This is a genomic window from Kosakonia pseudosacchari, assembly GCF_900184035.1.
Taxonomy (GTDB): Bacteria; Pseudomonadota; Gammaproteobacteria; order Enterobacterales; family Enterobacteriaceae; genus Kosakonia; species Kosakonia pseudosacchari.
In genome coordinates this window covers 625,685-639,424 of the sequence record NZ_FXWP01000025.1, presented here as the reverse complement: position 1 = coordinate 639,424, position 13,740 = coordinate 625,685, and the positions used below count along the sequence as shown (strand labels likewise).

General features: G+C 56.9%; 21 protein-coding genes. All 21 read left to right on the top strand.

All coding sequences use genetic code 11. From position 1 onward, the window contains the following. Nucleotides 1-16 precede the first annotated feature (16 nt). The 21 genes from BN2591_RS21750 to BN2591_RS21650 all read left to right on the top strand — a co-directional run bounded on the left by BN2591_RS21750 (nucleotide 17) and on the right by BN2591_RS21650 (nucleotide 13,733). Entirely contained in the window at nucleotides 17-202 is a 186-nt protein-coding gene (locus BN2591_RS21750) for a hypothetical protein (protein WP_017459947.1), read from the top strand. 210 nt (nucleotides 203-412) lie between these two features. Continuing rightward, a complete protein-coding gene (locus tag BN2591_RS21745) occupies nucleotides 413-616 on the top strand; it encodes a tail protein X (protein ID WP_086873833.1) in 204 nt (67 codons plus the stop codon). Continuing rightward, complete coding sequence (locus BN2591_RS21740) at nucleotides 607-837, top strand: HP1 family phage holin (protein WP_017459945.1); 231 nt, start codon at nucleotides 607-609, stop codon at nucleotides 835-837. Before BN2591_RS21745 ends, BN2591_RS21740 begins: the two co-directional genes overlap by 10 nt. Next, the gene (locus BN2591_RS21735; RefSeq protein ID WP_086873832.1) at nucleotides 812-1,321 is read left to right on the top strand and encodes a lysozyme; all 510 of its coding nucleotides are present in this window, start codon (nucleotides 812-814) and stop codon (nucleotides 1,319-1,321) included. The genes BN2591_RS21740 and BN2591_RS21735 overlap by 26 nt, the downstream gene beginning before the upstream one ends. Then, entirely contained in the window at nucleotides 1,318-1,743 is a 426-nt protein-coding gene (lysB, locus tag BN2591_RS21730) for an Rz-like lysis system protein LysB (RefSeq protein ID WP_086873831.1), read from the top strand. Before BN2591_RS21735 ends, lysB begins: the two co-directional genes overlap by 4 nt. After that, nucleotides 1,628-1,876, top strand: coding sequence for an Rz1-like lysis system protein LysC (gene lysC / locus BN2591_RS24815; RefSeq protein WP_244173048.1), 249 nt, complete (start codon nucleotides 1,628-1,630; stop codon nucleotides 1,874-1,876). The genes lysB and lysC overlap by 116 nt, the downstream gene beginning before the upstream one ends. Next, nucleotides 1,839-2,306, top strand: a complete 468-nt coding sequence (locus BN2591_RS21720; protein ID WP_086873830.1) for a phage tail protein — start codon at nucleotides 1,839-1,841, stop codon at nucleotides 2,304-2,306. The genes lysC and BN2591_RS21720 overlap by 38 nt, the downstream gene beginning before the upstream one ends. Nucleotides 2,307-2,383: 77 nt before the next feature. After that, a complete protein-coding gene (locus tag BN2591_RS21715; RefSeq protein WP_086873829.1) occupies nucleotides 2,384-3,019 on the top strand; it encodes a phage baseplate assembly protein V in 636 nt (211 codons plus the stop codon). Then, the gene (locus tag BN2591_RS21710) at nucleotides 3,016-3,363 is read left to right on the top strand and encodes a GPW/gp25 family protein (protein WP_086873828.1); all 348 of its coding nucleotides are present in this window, start codon (nucleotides 3,016-3,018) and stop codon (nucleotides 3,361-3,363) included. Before BN2591_RS21715 ends, BN2591_RS21710 begins: the two co-directional genes overlap by 4 nt. 4 nt (nucleotides 3,364-3,367) lie before the next feature. Then, nucleotides 3,368-4,276: a baseplate assembly protein gene (locus tag BN2591_RS21705; protein ID WP_086873827.1), complete on the top strand. Its 909-nt coding sequence runs from the start codon at nucleotides 3,368-3,370 to the stop codon at nucleotides 4,274-4,276. Beyond that, entirely contained in the window at nucleotides 4,269-4,877 is a 609-nt protein-coding gene (locus BN2591_RS21700) for a phage tail protein I (protein WP_086873826.1), read from the top strand. The genes BN2591_RS21705 and BN2591_RS21700 overlap by 8 nt, the downstream gene beginning before the upstream one ends. Before the next feature lie 155 nt (nucleotides 4,878-5,032). Then, nucleotides 5,033-6,160 carry a phage tail protein gene (locus BN2591_RS21695; protein WP_086873825.1) on the top strand — a complete coding sequence of 376 codons (1,128 nt, stop codon included), beginning with the start codon at nucleotides 5,033-5,035 and terminating at the stop codon, nucleotides 6,158-6,160. After that, nucleotides 6,160-6,756 (top strand): tail fiber assembly protein, encoded by a 597-nt coding sequence (locus BN2591_RS21690; protein WP_086873824.1) that lies wholly within the window; start codon nucleotides 6,160-6,162, stop codon nucleotides 6,754-6,756. Before BN2591_RS21695 ends, BN2591_RS21690 begins: the two co-directional genes overlap by 1 nt. 130 nt (nucleotides 6,757-6,886) lie before the next feature. Beyond that, a complete protein-coding gene (locus tag BN2591_RS21685; protein ID WP_086873823.1) occupies nucleotides 6,887-7,909 on the top strand; it encodes a phage tail protein in 1,023 nt (340 codons plus the stop codon). Next, nucleotides 7,909-8,505 (top strand): tail fiber assembly protein, encoded by a 597-nt coding sequence (locus tag BN2591_RS21680; RefSeq protein WP_086873822.1) that lies wholly within the window; start codon nucleotides 7,909-7,911, stop codon nucleotides 8,503-8,505. The genes BN2591_RS21685 and BN2591_RS21680 overlap by 1 nt, the downstream gene beginning before the upstream one ends. Before the next feature lie 126 nt (nucleotides 8,506-8,631). Next, nucleotides 8,632-9,564 (top strand): phage tail protein, encoded by a 933-nt coding sequence (locus BN2591_RS21675; RefSeq protein WP_086873821.1) that lies wholly within the window; start codon nucleotides 8,632-8,634, stop codon nucleotides 9,562-9,564. Between the two features lie 198 nt (nucleotides 9,565-9,762). Continuing rightward, nucleotides 9,763-10,944, top strand: coding sequence for a phage tail sheath protein (locus BN2591_RS21670; RefSeq protein ID WP_086873820.1), 1,182 nt, complete (start codon nucleotides 9,763-9,765; stop codon nucleotides 10,942-10,944). Between the two features lie 12 nt (nucleotides 10,945-10,956). Beyond that, nucleotides 10,957-11,475 carry a phage major tail tube protein gene (locus BN2591_RS21665; RefSeq protein WP_086873819.1) on the top strand — a complete coding sequence of 173 codons (519 nt, stop codon included), beginning with the start codon at nucleotides 10,957-10,959 and terminating at the stop codon, nucleotides 11,473-11,475. A 59-nt stretch (nucleotides 11,476-11,534) separates the two neighbouring features. Then, complete coding sequence (locus BN2591_RS21660; RefSeq protein WP_086873818.1) at nucleotides 11,535-11,816, top strand: phage tail assembly protein; 282 nt, start codon at nucleotides 11,535-11,537, stop codon at nucleotides 11,814-11,816. A gap of 32 nt (nucleotides 11,817-11,848) precedes the next feature. Beyond that, a complete protein-coding gene (locus BN2591_RS21655) occupies nucleotides 11,849-11,968 on the top strand; it encodes a GpE family phage tail protein (protein WP_086873817.1) in 120 nt (39 codons plus the stop codon). After that, on the top strand, nucleotides 11,961-13,733 hold the full coding sequence (locus tag BN2591_RS21650; protein WP_086873816.1) for a phage tail tape measure protein: 1,773 nt from the start codon (nucleotides 11,961-11,963) through the stop codon (nucleotides 13,731-13,733). Before BN2591_RS21655 ends, BN2591_RS21650 begins: the two co-directional genes overlap by 8 nt. Nucleotides 13,734-13,740 lie beyond the last annotated feature (7 nt).

Sequence of the window (13,740 nt, the reverse complement as noted above, 5' to 3'; positions counted from 1 at the left end):
TTCATGAGAGGGATTCATGGTCTCTGAGCGACTAAATCAGACTCAGCACAAGTGGGCATGCGTGCAATTCATTGCCGAGGTGTCTCTGCTGGCTAACTGCAAACCGTCCGATCTGAAACTGGCGCTGAGTCTGATTGCGGACCTGGCCAACAGCGAAAACGCCACCGACGAGGATGAAAACATTTTCTACAAGGCCGAATAGCGCCCCGCCACATCCTTTCCTGGCAGTTAACGCTGCCCTTCCCTCGATGCGCCAGCGGCAGTGCTGCCTGGTGCATTTGCGCTTTGCTTTTCTCCCTGCGCCCACCTGTTGTGCCAGCGCTTAACCAGCCCCGAAAGATAGCGTCCATCGCCTGCGGTCAGGAAACTTAACCATGGGGAAAAACCTTCCTGATGGAAAGAGACGTGAACGATGAATGTGAAAACACAACAAGGCGATACCCTCGACCTGCTTTGCCAGCGTTATTACGGGCGCACCGCATCGGTGGTCGAAACGGTGCTCGCCGCCAACCCAGGGCTCGCCGATTTGGGCGTGATTTTGCCTTATGGCACCCCGGTCAACTTGCCGGAAGTTCAGACGCAAACCATCAAAGAGACGGTGAATCTATGGGGCTGACTATCGAAAAAGTCACCTCATCGCTGGCGTACTGGATAAGCGTGGCGCTGACCTTTTTTGGCGCCATGACCCCACAAGACTTCGCCGCCTATTTTGGCGCGCTTGGTGTCGCGGTCACCGTGGCGGTGAACTGGTACTACCGCCGCAAAAGCTATCTGTTCCTCCAGTCCTGCGCATCAACCCAGGAGGTGATGAATGGGATTACCCGTAAAACGCTGTAGCGCGGCGGTGGTGCTGGCGCTGGCGGTGCTGCTGCCGGATTTCCGCTTACTGAGAACCTCACCGCAGGGGCTGGCGTTGATTGCCGATCTTGAAGGTTGCCGCCTGCGTCCTTACCAGTGCAGCGCCGGGGTCTGGACATCCGGCATCGGTCATACCGCGGGCGTTATACCAACGCGCGATATCAGTGAAAAAGAGGCGGCGAGCAACCTTGTCGCTGACGTATTACAGGTTGAACGCAGGCTGGCGCAGTGCGCACCGGTGGCGATGCCGCAGCAGGTGTACGACGCGGTGGTCAGCTTCGCCTTTAACGTTGGCAGCGGCGCGGCTTGCCGCTCGACGCTGGTTTATTTTCTCAACCAAAAGCAGTGGCAACAGGCCTGCGATCAGCTGTCACGCTGGGTGTTTATCGGCGGCGTGCGTAACCAGGGGCTGGAAAACCGCCGCCTGCGCGAACACAGCTGGTGTCTGCGGGGGGCGCAATGAATGCACGTCTGATAGCCCTGTTGATAGCCTCGCTCGGCCTGCTGTGGCTGGTGGAGCAAAACCACTCGCTGAGTGCCTCGCTGGCGCAATCCCGCCAGCTTACGCGTGAGCAAAACAGCGCCATCACGCAGTTAAAAGCACAACTGAACGCCGCTACCGCGTTGGCAGATAAAAACCAGCAGGCGCAGGTCGCGCTGCGCCTGCAACTGGACGCCGCCAGTGCGCAAGCGGTGCGGCGCGAACAATCAATTACGAGGTTACTCAATGAAAATGACGCGTTTCGCCGCTGGTATAGCGCTGAGTTGCCTGACGCTGTGCGTCGGGTGCACCAGCGCCCCGCCTGCCCTTCCGCCGGTCACTGTTTACAACAGTTGCCCGCTGGTCAGCCTGTGCCCAATGCCGGGAAGTACCCCGCAAACTAACGGCGATTTGAGCGCCGATATTCGCCGACTGGAGCTCGCGCTGGAACAGTGTGCGCTGCAGGTCGAAACCCTTAAACATTGCCAGGATGAGATCAATGCTAAAACCCAATACGCTACGCACCGCGCTGACTGACGCTGTGCCGGCGCTGCGCGATAACCCTTCGATGCTGCGCCTGTGGGTGGACAAAGGCAGCAACACCGCCACCCTCGCCAGCTCACTCTCGTTTGAAAAACAGTTCAGCCTCAATGTCACCGTCAGCGGTTTTGTCGGTGATATCGATGCGCTGTTCGTACCGGTGATGGCGTGGCTGCGTGATAACCAGCCCGACATCCTCACCACCGAAGCCGGTCGCAAAGGCAGCTTCAGCTGGTCGCTGCTAACGAACGCCGACAACACCCAGGATGTGACGATGGTGCTGCAACTGACCGAACGCACCAAAGTCACGGAAATCGACGGCGCGCTGCATGCCGAAACGTTACCGGAACCGCCACCACCCGCGTTCGTCACCCGCCCGACCGAGCTGTATATCAACGGTGAGCTGGTGAGCCGCTGGCCGGCCTGAATCGCCTGGCGTTGTGCCAAACGCCGGACAGCCTTGTCCGTTTTTCAACGCCCGTCACGCATAGGATGATTTCCGTTATGAATAGACAACTCTCGCTTCAGGAACTGGCCCGTTTGCTGCGCAATATGATCCGCACCGGGGTAATTGTCGACATCGACCTGAACAGCGGGCGCTGCCGGGTGCAGACCGGCGGCCTCGTAACACAATGGTTGCAGTGGTTAACCCACCGCGCCGGGCATTCCCGGAGCTGGTGGGCACCGTCCATCGGCGAGCAGGTTTTGCTGCTGGCGGTCGGCGGTGAACTTGATACCGCGTTCGTACTGCCGGGGATTTTTTCCGACGACAACCCGGCCCCCTCGGCATCTGCCGATGCCTTGCATGTCGCCTTTCCCGATGGCGCCGTCGTGGAATATGAACCGAAAACCAGCGCGTTAACGGTGAGCGGCATTAAAACCGCCACCATCAGCGCGTCGCAATCCCTTACCGCTACCGTGCCCGACGTGCGAGTGACCGCCACTACCCGCATCACGCTGGATACGCCGGAAGTGGTCTGCACTAACAAGCTCATCACCGGCACGCTGGAGGTACAAAAAGGCGGCACGATGAGCGGCAACATTGAGCACAGCGGCGGTTCGCTGACCTCCAACGGCAAAGTGTTGCATACCCATAAACACCCCGGCGACAGCGGCGGCACAACAGGAGCACCTTTATGACCGTTCGTTACAGTGGCTTAAACCGCACTACCGGCAAGCGTCTGACCGACACTGAGCACATCCGTCAGAGCATCAGCGATATTTTGCGCACGCCGATAGGCTCCAGAGTAATGCGCCGCGATTACGGCTCATTGCTGTTTGAGATGATCGACCAGCCGCAAACCCCGGCGCTGATGTTGCAAATCCAGGCCGCCTGTTACATGGCGCTGTTGAAATGGGAACCGCGCATTACGCTGAGCGCGGTCACCACCGAGCGCCAGTTCGACGGCAAATTGCTGGTCAACCTGACCGCGCAACTCGCCAGCACCGGCGAATCCCTTTCGTTAACCCTTCCAGTGAGTTAAAACCATGCCGATTATCGATCTGAGCCAACTGCCGGCGCCGGATGTGGTCGAGGAGCTTGATTATGAGGCTATCCTCAACGACCGCAAAGCGACGCTGATTTCCCTGTTTCCCGCCGATGAACAAGAGGCGCTGGCGCGCACGCTGGCGCTGGAGTCCGAGCCGCTGACCAAGTTCCTGCAAGAGAACGCCTACCGTGAAGTGATGTGGCGCAGCCGCGTTAACGAAGCGGCCCGCGCGGTGATGCTGGCCTACGCCGCCGGGAACGATCTGGATGTAATGGCCGCCAACAGCAACACGGCGCGGCTGGTCATCTCGCCCGCCGACGACAGCACCATTCCGCCGACGCCGGCGGTGATGGAGTCTGACAAAGATCTGCGGCTACGCGCGCAGCAGGCGTTTGAAGGGTTAAGCGTCGCCGGGCCGGAAGGCGCTTACGAATATCATGGTCGCAGCGCCGACGGACGGGTTGCCGATATTTCGGCCATCAGCCCGAACCCGGCGTATATCACCATTTCCGTGTTGTCCCGCGAGGGCGACGGCCGCGCCAGCGATGAGCTGATCGCCATCGTGGATAAGGCACTGAACGCCGAAGATGTGCGCCCGGTGGGCGACCGGGTGACGGTGCAAAGCGCGGAGATCGTGCCCTACCAGATTAACGCCACGCTCTACTTCTACCCGGGCCCGGAATCGGAACCGATTCGCCAGGCCGCTGAACAGCAGTTAAAAGCCTATATCAACGCGCAACGGCGTTTAGGGCGTGATATCCGCCAGTCGGCGATTTATGCCGCGCTGCACGTTGAAGGCGTGCAGCGGGTGGAGCTGAGCGCGCCGCAAAGCGATCTGGTGCTGGCGAAAAACCAGGCCTCTTACTGCACAGCCTGGAGCATTAACGCCGGAGGCACTGATGAGTGACGACCGTCTGTTGCCTGTTGGCTCATCCGTTCTTGAGGTGGCAGCGGCAAAAGCGGCGGCAGATATTGAGCGCGTGCCGGTGCCGCTGCGCACGTTGTGGGATCCACAAACGTGCCCGGCGGAACTGCTGCCTTACCTGGCCTGGGCGCTCTCCGTCGACCGCTGGGATTTTAACTGGCCGGAAGCAACCAAACGCAAAGTGATTGCCGCTTCATTCTTCGTTCATCAACACAAAGGCACGCGCAGCGCGCTGCGCCGGGTGGTTGAGCCGCTCGGTTTTCTGATTGAACTGCGCGAATGGTGGGAGGACAACGCCGAGCCGGGCACCTTTAAACTGGTGATTGGCGTGCAGGAGAACGGCATTACCGAGGAGATGTACCTTGAGCTGGAGCGGCTGATTAATGATGCCAAACCGGCGAGCCGCCACCTGACCGGGCTCAATATCAGCCTGAGTACCAGCGGTGAGTTTTATGTCGGCGCCGGGTGCTACCTGGGTGAAGAACTGACCGTGTATCCCTACACGCCAGAAGAGATCACGGTCGGCGGCGAATATTACCCTGCCTCAGCGGTTCATCTGATTGATGATGTCATCATCGCTTAACCACGTAACACCAGACAAAACGGGCCGCGGCCCGTTTTTTTTACCCGCCTCGTTGTGCCAGCGGGCAGCCAACCCCGCCTGATAGCGTTCGCCTGTCGCTGAACGGAAAATGCCTTCTGTACTGATTCATCACCCAACAACCTGAGAGTTAACGCATGACTGCAAAATTCTTTGCCATTCTGACCAATCAGGGGGCCGCGAAGCTGGCGAACGCCACGTCGCTTGGCACAAAGCTTAGCCTTACGCAGATGGCGCTCGGCGATGCCAACGGCGTACTGCCCACGCCCGATGCGGCGCAAACTCAGTTGATTAACCAGAAGCGTATTGCCCCGCTTAATCGTCTCTCTGTTGATCCTAACAATGCCAATCAGATCATTGCCGAACAGGTGATCCCGGAAAACGAAGGGGGGTTCTGGATCCGCGAAATTGGCCTTTACGACGATGACGGCGTGTTGATTGCCATCGCCAACTGTCCGGAAACCTATAAACCGCTGTTACAGGAAGGCAGCGGACGCACACAGACGATTCGCATGGCGCTGATTGTTTCATCCACCGCCGCCGTAACGCTGAAAATTGACCCGTCGGTGGTGCTGGCCACACGGCAGTATGCGGATGATCTGATGAATAACCATCTCAAAGCCGCCAACCCGCATACGCAATATGCGCCGCTCGCCAGCCCGACATTCACTGGCGTGCCTACCGTCCCGGATACGCACATCGGCAACTATGGCCAGCAGATCGCCAACACGAAGTTTGTTCATGATGTACTGATTGATGACAACTACATCATGCCCGTAGGGGGTGTTGTTGCCTGGCCGCAGGCAACGCCGCCATTAGGGTGGTTGACATGTAATGGCGCGGCGTTTGATAAAGCCAAATATCCCAAACTGGCGCTGGCGTACCCATCCGGTGTGCTTCCCGATCTGCGCGGCGAGTTTATTCGCGGCTGGGATAATGGGCGTGGGGTTGATTCTGACCGCTCTCTCTTGTCTCTTCAGATGGGTAGCCTAATGGCTTTATCTATTTCCGCTAATACGGCAAATGATGTTTTGAGTGTCATGCACGTATACGCTCCGCCTGACTACAAAACGTTAATAGACGGGGTAGGCATGGATTCAATGGCTAATTATCAGAAACCTTTTAGTGTTAACCGGACTTCATCAGATCTCTCAATTCCATACTCTACAGCGGTATTAGGCACCACCATAAGCGGGCAACCTGCTGTAGGCGGCGTGTCAAGACCACGCAACATCGCATTTAACTACATCGTGAGGGCTGCATAATGACGCAAGCGACACTGAATCAGAACCTGATTGCCACCGTTGCCGGGGAGCAAACCGTCTATAACTTCGCAGCCGATACGCGCGAATATCATTTGACCTCGGTGGAATACCTGGCAATCGGCGTTGGCATTCCGGCAAACGCTGCCATCGATGCGCCGCTGGCAGCCAAAGCGGGATTTGCGGTTTGTCGCAAGGCAGATTTAAGCGGCTGGGAATACGTAGCCGATCATCGTGGCGAAACGGTTTATGACATCACCAGCGGCAAGCAGAAGCCGCTGGATAAACTGGGTGATTACCCGGCAGACGTTACGCCGCTGGCGCCAGAGACCACTTACGATCAATGGGACGGCAGCAAATGGGTAACCGATAACGCCGCACAGCAGGCGGCGCTTATCAGTGAGACGGCGCAGAAAAAAGCGCAGTTACTGACTGAGGCCAAAAACACCATCAGCCTGTGGCAGACCGAGTTGCAGCTCGGCATCATCAGCGATGACGACAAAGGCCGGCTGATTGCCTGGCTGCAATACATCAAGCTGCTCCAGGCGGTAGATCCCGCAACGGCACCAGATATCAACTGGCCGCAACAGCCGCAATAACATCAGACGGGCTACGGCCCGTTTTTTCATTTGCAGTTGTCCTGCCTGCAAACCAACCCCAACAGATAGCCCTGCCCGATGCGCTCACCGGAAAATAGTGCCTCCGTTTCCGACAACTGAGAGTGAACGCATGACCGCGAAATATTACGCCATTCTGACCAACCAGGGGGCGGCGAAGCTGGCAACAGCCACCGCGCTTGGCACGCAAATACATATCACGCAAATGGCCGTCGGCGACGGCAATGGCAGCCTGCCTACGCCCGACGCCACACAAACCCAACTGCTCAACCAGAAACGCATCGGTGCGGTGAACACCCTTACTGTCGATGCGGCCAACACAAACCAGATCATTGCCGAACAGGTGATCCCGGAAAACGAAGGGGGTTATTGGATTCGTGAAATGGGGCTTTTCGATGACGAAGGCGTGCTGATTGCCGTCGCCAACTGCCCGGAAACCTATAAACCGCTCTTGCAGGAAGGCAGCGGCCGCACGCAGACGATTCGTATGGCGCTGATTGTTTCGTCAACGGCTGCGGTGACGCTGAAAATCGACCCGTCGTTGGTGCTGGCGACACGCAAATACGTCGATGACAAAATTATTGAAGTTAAAGCCTATTCCGACGATCTGCTGAAACAGCATGTCGCTGCCGCCAATCCGCATGCGCAATATCTACAACTTTCCGACATCGCAAAATTTACGCCGGTGGGCGTACCGCAACCTTATCCGGCAGCGACACCGCCGATAGGGTGGCTCAAATGTAATGGTGCCGAATTTGATAAGGCGAAATATCCTGGCCTCGCCGCCCTATTTCCGTCTGGGTATTTACCTGATTTGCCCGGCGAGTTTATTCGTGGCTGGGATGATGGGCGAGGAGTGGATGCAGGGAGAGCATTGCTGTTACCCCAAGAAGACGCAATACAGAACATTGTTGGTACTTTTGGACGAACGCAGCTTTTTCAGGACTCCACATTGTCAGGCGCATTCAGGCAAACGGGCTCATCGTTATTATCTGTCGGCCTGGCACCAGCTCCTTCAAACGCAACAGGATACGGTGCATCAAATTGGTCGTTTGATGCGTCTCGCGCAGTTCGTACCGCAACAGAAACTCGTCCACATAACATCGCATTTAACTACATTGTGAGGGCTGCATAATGACGCAAGCGACACTGAATCAGAACCTGATTGCCACCGTTGCCGGGGAGCAAACCGTCTATAACTTCGCAGCCGATACGCGCGAATATCATTCGACCTCGGTGGAATATCTGGCAATCGGCGTTGGCATTCCGGCAAACGCTGCCATCGATGCGCCGCTGGCAGCCAAAGCGGGATTTGCGGTTTGTCGCAAGGCAGATTTGAGCGGCTGGGAATACGTAGCCGATCATCGCGGCGAAACGGTTTATGACATCACCAGCGGCAAGCAAAAGCCGCTGGATAAACTGGGTGATTACCCGGCAGACGTTACGCCGCTTGCGCCAGAGTCCGCTTACGATCAATGGGACGGCAGCAAATGGGTGACCGATACAGCCGCACAACAGGCGGCGCTTATCAGCGAGGCGGCGCAGAAAAAAGCGCAGTTACTGACTGAGGCCAAAAACACCATCAGCCTGTGGCAGACCGAGTTGCAGCTCGGCATCATCAGCGATGACGACAAAGGCCGGCTGATTGCCTGGTTGCAGTACATCAAGCTGCTCCAGGCGGTGGATACCGCAACGGCACCGAATATCGACTGGCCGCAACAGACACAATAACACCACGGGCTACGGCCCGGTTTTGTCTCAAAGTTGTCCTGACCACGAACCAACTCCAACCAATAGCTCTGCCCGATGCGCTCACCGGAAAATAGTGGCTACATTTCCACAACAGAGAGTGAATGCATGACCGCGAAATATTACGCCATTCTGACCAACCAGGGGGCGGCGAAGCTGGCAGCAGCCACCGCCCGTGGCACACAAATTCAGATTACACAAATGGCCGTCGGCGACGGCAATGGCAGCCTGCCAGTGCCGGACGCCACCCAGATCCAATTGCTAAACCAGAAGCGTATCAGCACGGTGAACACGCTCACTGTCGATGCCGACAACCCCAACCAGATCATTGCTCAACAGGTGATCCCGGAAAACGAAGGGGGATTCTGGATCCGCGAGATAGGGCTTTTTGATGACGAAGGTACGCTGATTGCCGTCGCCAACTGCCCGGAAACCTACAAACCGCTCTTGCAGGAGGGTAGCGGTCGCACGCAGACCATTCGCATGTCGCTGATTGTCTCTTCTGCCGCCGCAGTAACACTGAAAATTGACCCGGCGGTGGTGCTGGCAACGCGTAAATACGCCGATGACCTACTGGATACTCATATTAAAGCGGTAAACCCACACAACCAGTATTTGCAAACCAGTCTGGCATTTAAAGAGATCGCCAGTGCAGGAAGCGCAACTGTCGCCACTGCGCTTAAAAACCTTGGGCTGGGTGAGGCGGCGAAAAGAGCGGTGGGTACAGGTGAAAACCAAATCCCTGATATGTCAGCGTTTCAAACTGGCAGTACGACCACAGGCCGCTGGGTCAGGTTTCCTAACGGATGGCTTATGCAAAGCGGCATCGTTTCCAATACGAGCACTACCGCAGGTATAGATATCCTTTTTCCAGTTCAATTTACCGTAGTCCCCAGTATTAGCCTTACCTCAACCGCGAGCATATCCATTAACTCAAATTACACAGGAGCAGATACATCCAGAATTTATGGAATAAGAACATTTAACTCTGCCGGTGCGGCTCAAACGAACGGCGTGTCATGGTTAGCAACAGGCTTCTGATGGCAGCAAGACATCGGTTTTTGTCTCTCATCACCCTGTCTAACGCTTAATGACACGGTATGACATTAATCCCAACGGGCTCCGGCCCGTTTTTTTTGTCTACCGTGTTGTTTCATCCTCACGCCAACCCCGACAAATAGCGCGTTAGCGCTGCGTTCTGGAAAATAGCACTCACCCCAACACCACGGAGTTAAACGGATGAGTGACTACCATCATGGCGTTCAGGTCGTTGAAATTAACGACGGCACACGCGTCATTTCCACTGTCTCAACTGCTATCGTCGGCATGGTTTGTACGGCCAGCGACGCCGATGCGGCAACCTTTCCACTGAATGAACCGGTGCTTATCACCAACGTGCAAAGCGCCATCGCCAAAGCGGGCACCAAAGGTACGCTGGCATCGTCTTTACAGGCGATTGCCGATCAGGCGAAACCGGTGATTGTTGTGGTGCGTGTCGCGGAAGGCAGCGGTGACGATGCCCAGGCGCAGACGATTTCCAACATCATCGGCACCACCGATGCCAACGGGAAATACACCGGCCTGAAAGCGCTGCTGACCGCCGAAGCGGTGACCGGCGTGAAACCGCGTATTCTTGGCGTGCCGGGTTACGACACCCAGGAAGTCGCCACCGCGCTGGCGCCCATCTGTCAGAAGCTGCGTGCCTTCGGTTACGTGAGCGCCTGGGGCTGCAAAACGATTTCCGACGCCATTAAGTACCGCGAGAATTTCAGCCAGCGCGAGCTGATGGTGATTTGGCCGGACTTCCTCGCCTGGGATACCGTAGCTAACGCCAGCGCCACGGCGTACGCCACGGCGCGCGCACTCGGCCTGCGCGCTTATATCGACCAGTCTGTTGGCTGGCACAAAACCCTGTCGAACGTTGGCGTGAACGGCGTGACCGGCATCAGCACTCCGGTGTTCTGGGATTTGCAGGAATCCGGCACCGATGCCGATCTACTGAACCAGGCAGGCGTCACCACGCTGATTCGCAAAGACGGCTTTCGTTTCTGGGGCAACCGCACCTGTTCGGACGATCCGTTGTTCCTGTTTGAAAACTACACCCGCACCGCGCAGGTGATTGCCGACACCATGGCGGACGCGCACATGTGGGCGGTGGACAAACCGATTACCTCGACGCTTATCCGCGACATCATTGATGGCATTAACGCGAAATTCCGCGAGCTGAAAAGCAACGGTTACATCGTCGATGCCACCTGCTGGTTCGATGAATCCGCCAACGACGCCGAAACCCTGAAGGCCGGGAAACTGTATATCGATTATGACTATACGCCGGTCCCGCCACTGGAAAACCTGACCTTACGCCAGCGCATCACCGATAAGTACCTGGCGAACCTGGTCTCCTCGGTTAACAGCAATTAAGGAGCCTGATAAATGGCAATGCCGCGAAAACTGAAATACATGAACGTGTTCCTCAATGGCTACAGCTACCAGGGTGTCGCCAAATCCATCACCCTGCCAAAGCTGACCCGCAAGCTGGAAAACTACCGCGGTGCAGGCATGAATGGTGTCGCACCGATTGATATGGGTCTCGATGAAGAGGCGATGTCAATGGAGTGGTCGCTGGGCGGCTTTCCGGATGAAGCCATCTGGGAACTGTATGGCGCGACCAGTGCCGACGCGGTGCCGATCCGCTTCGCGGGCTCTTACCAGCGTGATGACACCGGTGAAACGGTGGCGGTGGAAGTGGTCATGCGTGGCCGCCAGAAAGAGATCGACACTGGCGAAAACAAGCCGGGTGAAGATACGGAATCCAAAATCTCCGTGATTTGCACCTACTTCAAACTGACCATCGATGGCAAGGAGCTGGTGGAGATCGATACCGTCAATATGGTTGAAAAAGTGAACGGCGTCGATCGTCTCGAACAGCACCGCCGCAATATCGGCCTGTAATGTCACACCCGGTCAGCCTGGCTGGCCGGGTCTTCCCCCGCACAAGCAACGAGGATCGCATGAACCACGAAACTGATAACGTCATTACCCTGCAAACCCCGATTAAACGCGGCGAGCAGTTGATCAATTCCCTTACGCTGATGAAACCGAACGCCGGTACGCTGCGCGGCCTGAGCCTGGCGGCGGTGGCAAACGCCGAAGTGGATGCGCTGATTAAAGTGCTGCCGCGCATCACTTCACCTTCACTTACCGAGCAAGAAGTGGGTGCGCTGGATCTGGCCGATATGGTTGCGCTGGCGGGTAAGGTGGTCGGTTTTTTGTCACCAGCTTCGGGACAGTAAATTTTCCGGCCAGGCTGTCGGTTGACGATCTGATGGCGGATATCGCGGTGATTTTTCACTGGCCGCCATCGGAGCTCTACCCCCTGAGTCTTGGCGAACTCATCACCTGGCGCGAAAAAGCGCTGCAGCGAAGCGGAAACACATATGAGTAACAGCGTAAATATCGAGGCCCTGCTCGCTGCTGTTGATCAAGCGAAGCGGCCCTTTCAAACCCTGCAGACGGCGAATGTCTCGCTGGCTGATGGCATAAAAGCAACGGAGAAAAACCTGAGCGGATTGTATGGTCAACTCGCTCAGGTGGATGGCTTAATGCGGGCGGAAAAAGCCCTTACCTCAGTCAATGTGCGGCTGGAAACGATGCAGCAGCGTGCGCAAAAACTGGCGGAGCAAGGCCCGCCGACGCGCAGCCACGCCAGTTTTTTGCAGTTCACACAACAGCGTGTCAGCCAGCTGCATCTGCAGCGGCTCAACCTGACGGCGAAAGTCGCCAGGCGGAAAAGCGTGGTCACCGAATCCGGCCTTGACGCTGCGGCACCACTGGCGGAAAAGCTGCGGTTGAAAAGCCGCATCAGCGACAGTTCGGCGCAGTTGGTAACCCAACAGCAGAGCCTGAAACAGGAAAACCGGCAGCAACGGCAGAAGAAAATCCAGGATGCCCAGCAGAGCATTACAGGGATGAGTGGAAAAGTCGCCAGCCTTGGGAAAACCAGTATGTCGGTGGCAAACACCGGCTTTAGCCTTGGCAAAAAATTGCTGCAACCAGGTTATGAAGCATCACTGCAAGCGCGCCCTACCATGCAGCCTGCGCCAGCGGGCACCGCTGTCGCCAGCCTCCAGCAGAACGCTGGAAACCGGGCTCAGCCGATCGGCAACCAGCAACAAAGCGGCGACAATGCTGCGGCCGCGACGCAAAACAATGCCGGCAACCTTGGCACGGATTTAGCGGCGCTGCAGGCGGCTTATCAATCCCTGAGCGTGGACATTTTCGCCACTCAGGAGTCGTCGCTGCGCATGCTGGTGCAGACCGCGACCGGTTATCTTGGGAAGATCCAGCAGTGGGTACAAAACAACCAGGGGCTGGTGCAAAGCTTTGGCCTGATTGCGACGGTGATCGTTGGCGTCGCGGGCGCAATCGGCACCGTGGCGAGCGTGATTGCGCCTGTCTTTACGGGGATCAGCACGCTTATCACCATTGCCACGACCTTTGGCAGCGTGTTTACCACCGTTTGTGGCGGGATCATGGCGGTTATCGGCGGACTCACCTGGCCAATTGTTGCCGTGGTGACTGCCATCGCCGCTGGCGCTGCGCTGATTTATAAATACTGGGAGCCCATTAGCGCCTTTTTTAGCGGCGTGATTGAGGGCATTACTGCGGCATTTGCCCCCATTGCAGAGATGTTTGCGCCATTACAGCCGGCTTTCGATGCCATTGGTAGCGCACTGCAAACGGTGAAAGGCACTTTTATCGAGCTGCTAACGCCAATCAAGGCCAGCGAGGAGACGCTCACACAATTCGGCAATGTCGGGCAGATTATCGGTAAAGTGCTTGTTACTGCATTCACCTGGCCACTAACCCTTTTCCGTTCACTGAGCGAGAGCGCGACGGGGTTGCTGGAGACGCTGGGCATTATTGATAAAAAACCCGCGCAGACGCTCAAGCCGCTTATCGAGCAACCCGCCACAGGAGGGGTATCCAGCTATATCCAGCCCACAAGTGCGCAGCCGGGATATAACGCCTATCAGATGGCACGCCCGTCAACAGGCGGCTCTTACCTCGACCAAAGCCGCACGGAATATAACGTCACGCTGCAGGGTGATGTCACGCCGGGCAGCAATAACGAACGCTATTTGCAGGAGCTGTTCCGTCAGGATGCCAATAACCGGCGCAACAACGCCTTATCTCAATTCAATCCGTAAGGAGGGC

Excerpts from the sequence above, each read along its gene's own strand:
- BN2591_RS21715 (WP_086873829.1), top strand. The coding sequence starts at position 2,384 with ATGAATAGACAACTCTCGCTTCAGGAACTGGCCCGTTTGCTGCGCAAT.
- BN2591_RS21660 (WP_086873818.1), top strand. The coding sequence starts at position 11,535 with ATGAACCACGAAACTGATAACGTCATTACCCTGCAAACCCCGATTAAA.
- BN2591_RS21695 (WP_086873825.1), top strand. The coding sequence starts at position 5,033 with ATGACTGCAAAATTCTTTGCCATTCTGACCAATCAGGGGGCCGCGAAG.
- BN2591_RS21650 (WP_086873816.1), top strand. The coding sequence starts at position 11,961 with ATGAGTAACAGCGTAAATATCGAGGCCCTGCTCGCTGCTGTTGATCAA.
- BN2591_RS21670 (WP_086873820.1), top strand. The coding sequence starts at position 9,763 with ATGAGTGACTACCATCATGGCGTTCAGGTCGTTGAAATTAACGACGGC.
- lysB (WP_086873831.1), top strand. The coding sequence starts at position 1,318 with ATGAATGCACGTCTGATAGCCCTGTTGATAGCCTCGCTCGGCCTGCTG.
- BN2591_RS21720 (WP_086873830.1), top strand. The coding sequence starts at position 1,839 with ATGCTAAAACCCAATACGCTACGCACCGCGCTGACTGACGCTGTGCCG.
- BN2591_RS21680 (WP_086873822.1), top strand. The coding sequence starts at position 7,909 with ATGACGCAAGCGACACTGAATCAGAACCTGATTGCCACCGTTGCCGGG.
- BN2591_RS21675 (WP_086873821.1), top strand. The coding sequence starts at position 8,632 with ATGACCGCGAAATATTACGCCATTCTGACCAACCAGGGGGCGGCGAAG.
- BN2591_RS21655 (WP_086873817.1), top strand. The coding sequence starts at position 11,849 with ATGGCGGATATCGCGGTGATTTTTCACTGGCCGCCATCGGAGCTCTAC.
- BN2591_RS21745 (WP_086873833.1), top strand. The coding sequence starts at position 413 with ATGAATGTGAAAACACAACAAGGCGATACCCTCGACCTGCTTTGCCAG.
- BN2591_RS21750 (WP_017459947.1), top strand. The coding sequence starts at position 17 with ATGGTCTCTGAGCGACTAAATCAGACTCAGCACAAGTGGGCATGCGTG.
- BN2591_RS21705 (WP_086873827.1), top strand. The coding sequence starts at position 3,368 with ATGCCGATTATCGATCTGAGCCAACTGCCGGCGCCGGATGTGGTCGAG.
- BN2591_RS21710 (WP_086873828.1), top strand. The coding sequence starts at position 3,016 with ATGACCGTTCGTTACAGTGGCTTAAACCGCACTACCGGCAAGCGTCTG.
- BN2591_RS21740 (WP_017459945.1), top strand. The coding sequence starts at position 607 with ATGGGGCTGACTATCGAAAAAGTCACCTCATCGCTGGCGTACTGGATA.
- BN2591_RS21735 (WP_086873832.1), top strand. The coding sequence starts at position 812 with ATGGGATTACCCGTAAAACGCTGTAGCGCGGCGGTGGTGCTGGCGCTG.
- BN2591_RS21700 (WP_086873826.1), top strand. The coding sequence starts at position 4,269 with ATGAGTGACGACCGTCTGTTGCCTGTTGGCTCATCCGTTCTTGAGGTG.
- BN2591_RS21690 (WP_086873824.1), top strand. The coding sequence starts at position 6,160 with ATGACGCAAGCGACACTGAATCAGAACCTGATTGCCACCGTTGCCGGG.
- BN2591_RS21685 (WP_086873823.1), top strand. The coding sequence starts at position 6,887 with ATGACCGCGAAATATTACGCCATTCTGACCAACCAGGGGGCGGCGAAG.
- BN2591_RS21665 (WP_086873819.1), top strand. The coding sequence starts at position 10,957 with ATGGCAATGCCGCGAAAACTGAAATACATGAACGTGTTCCTCAATGGC.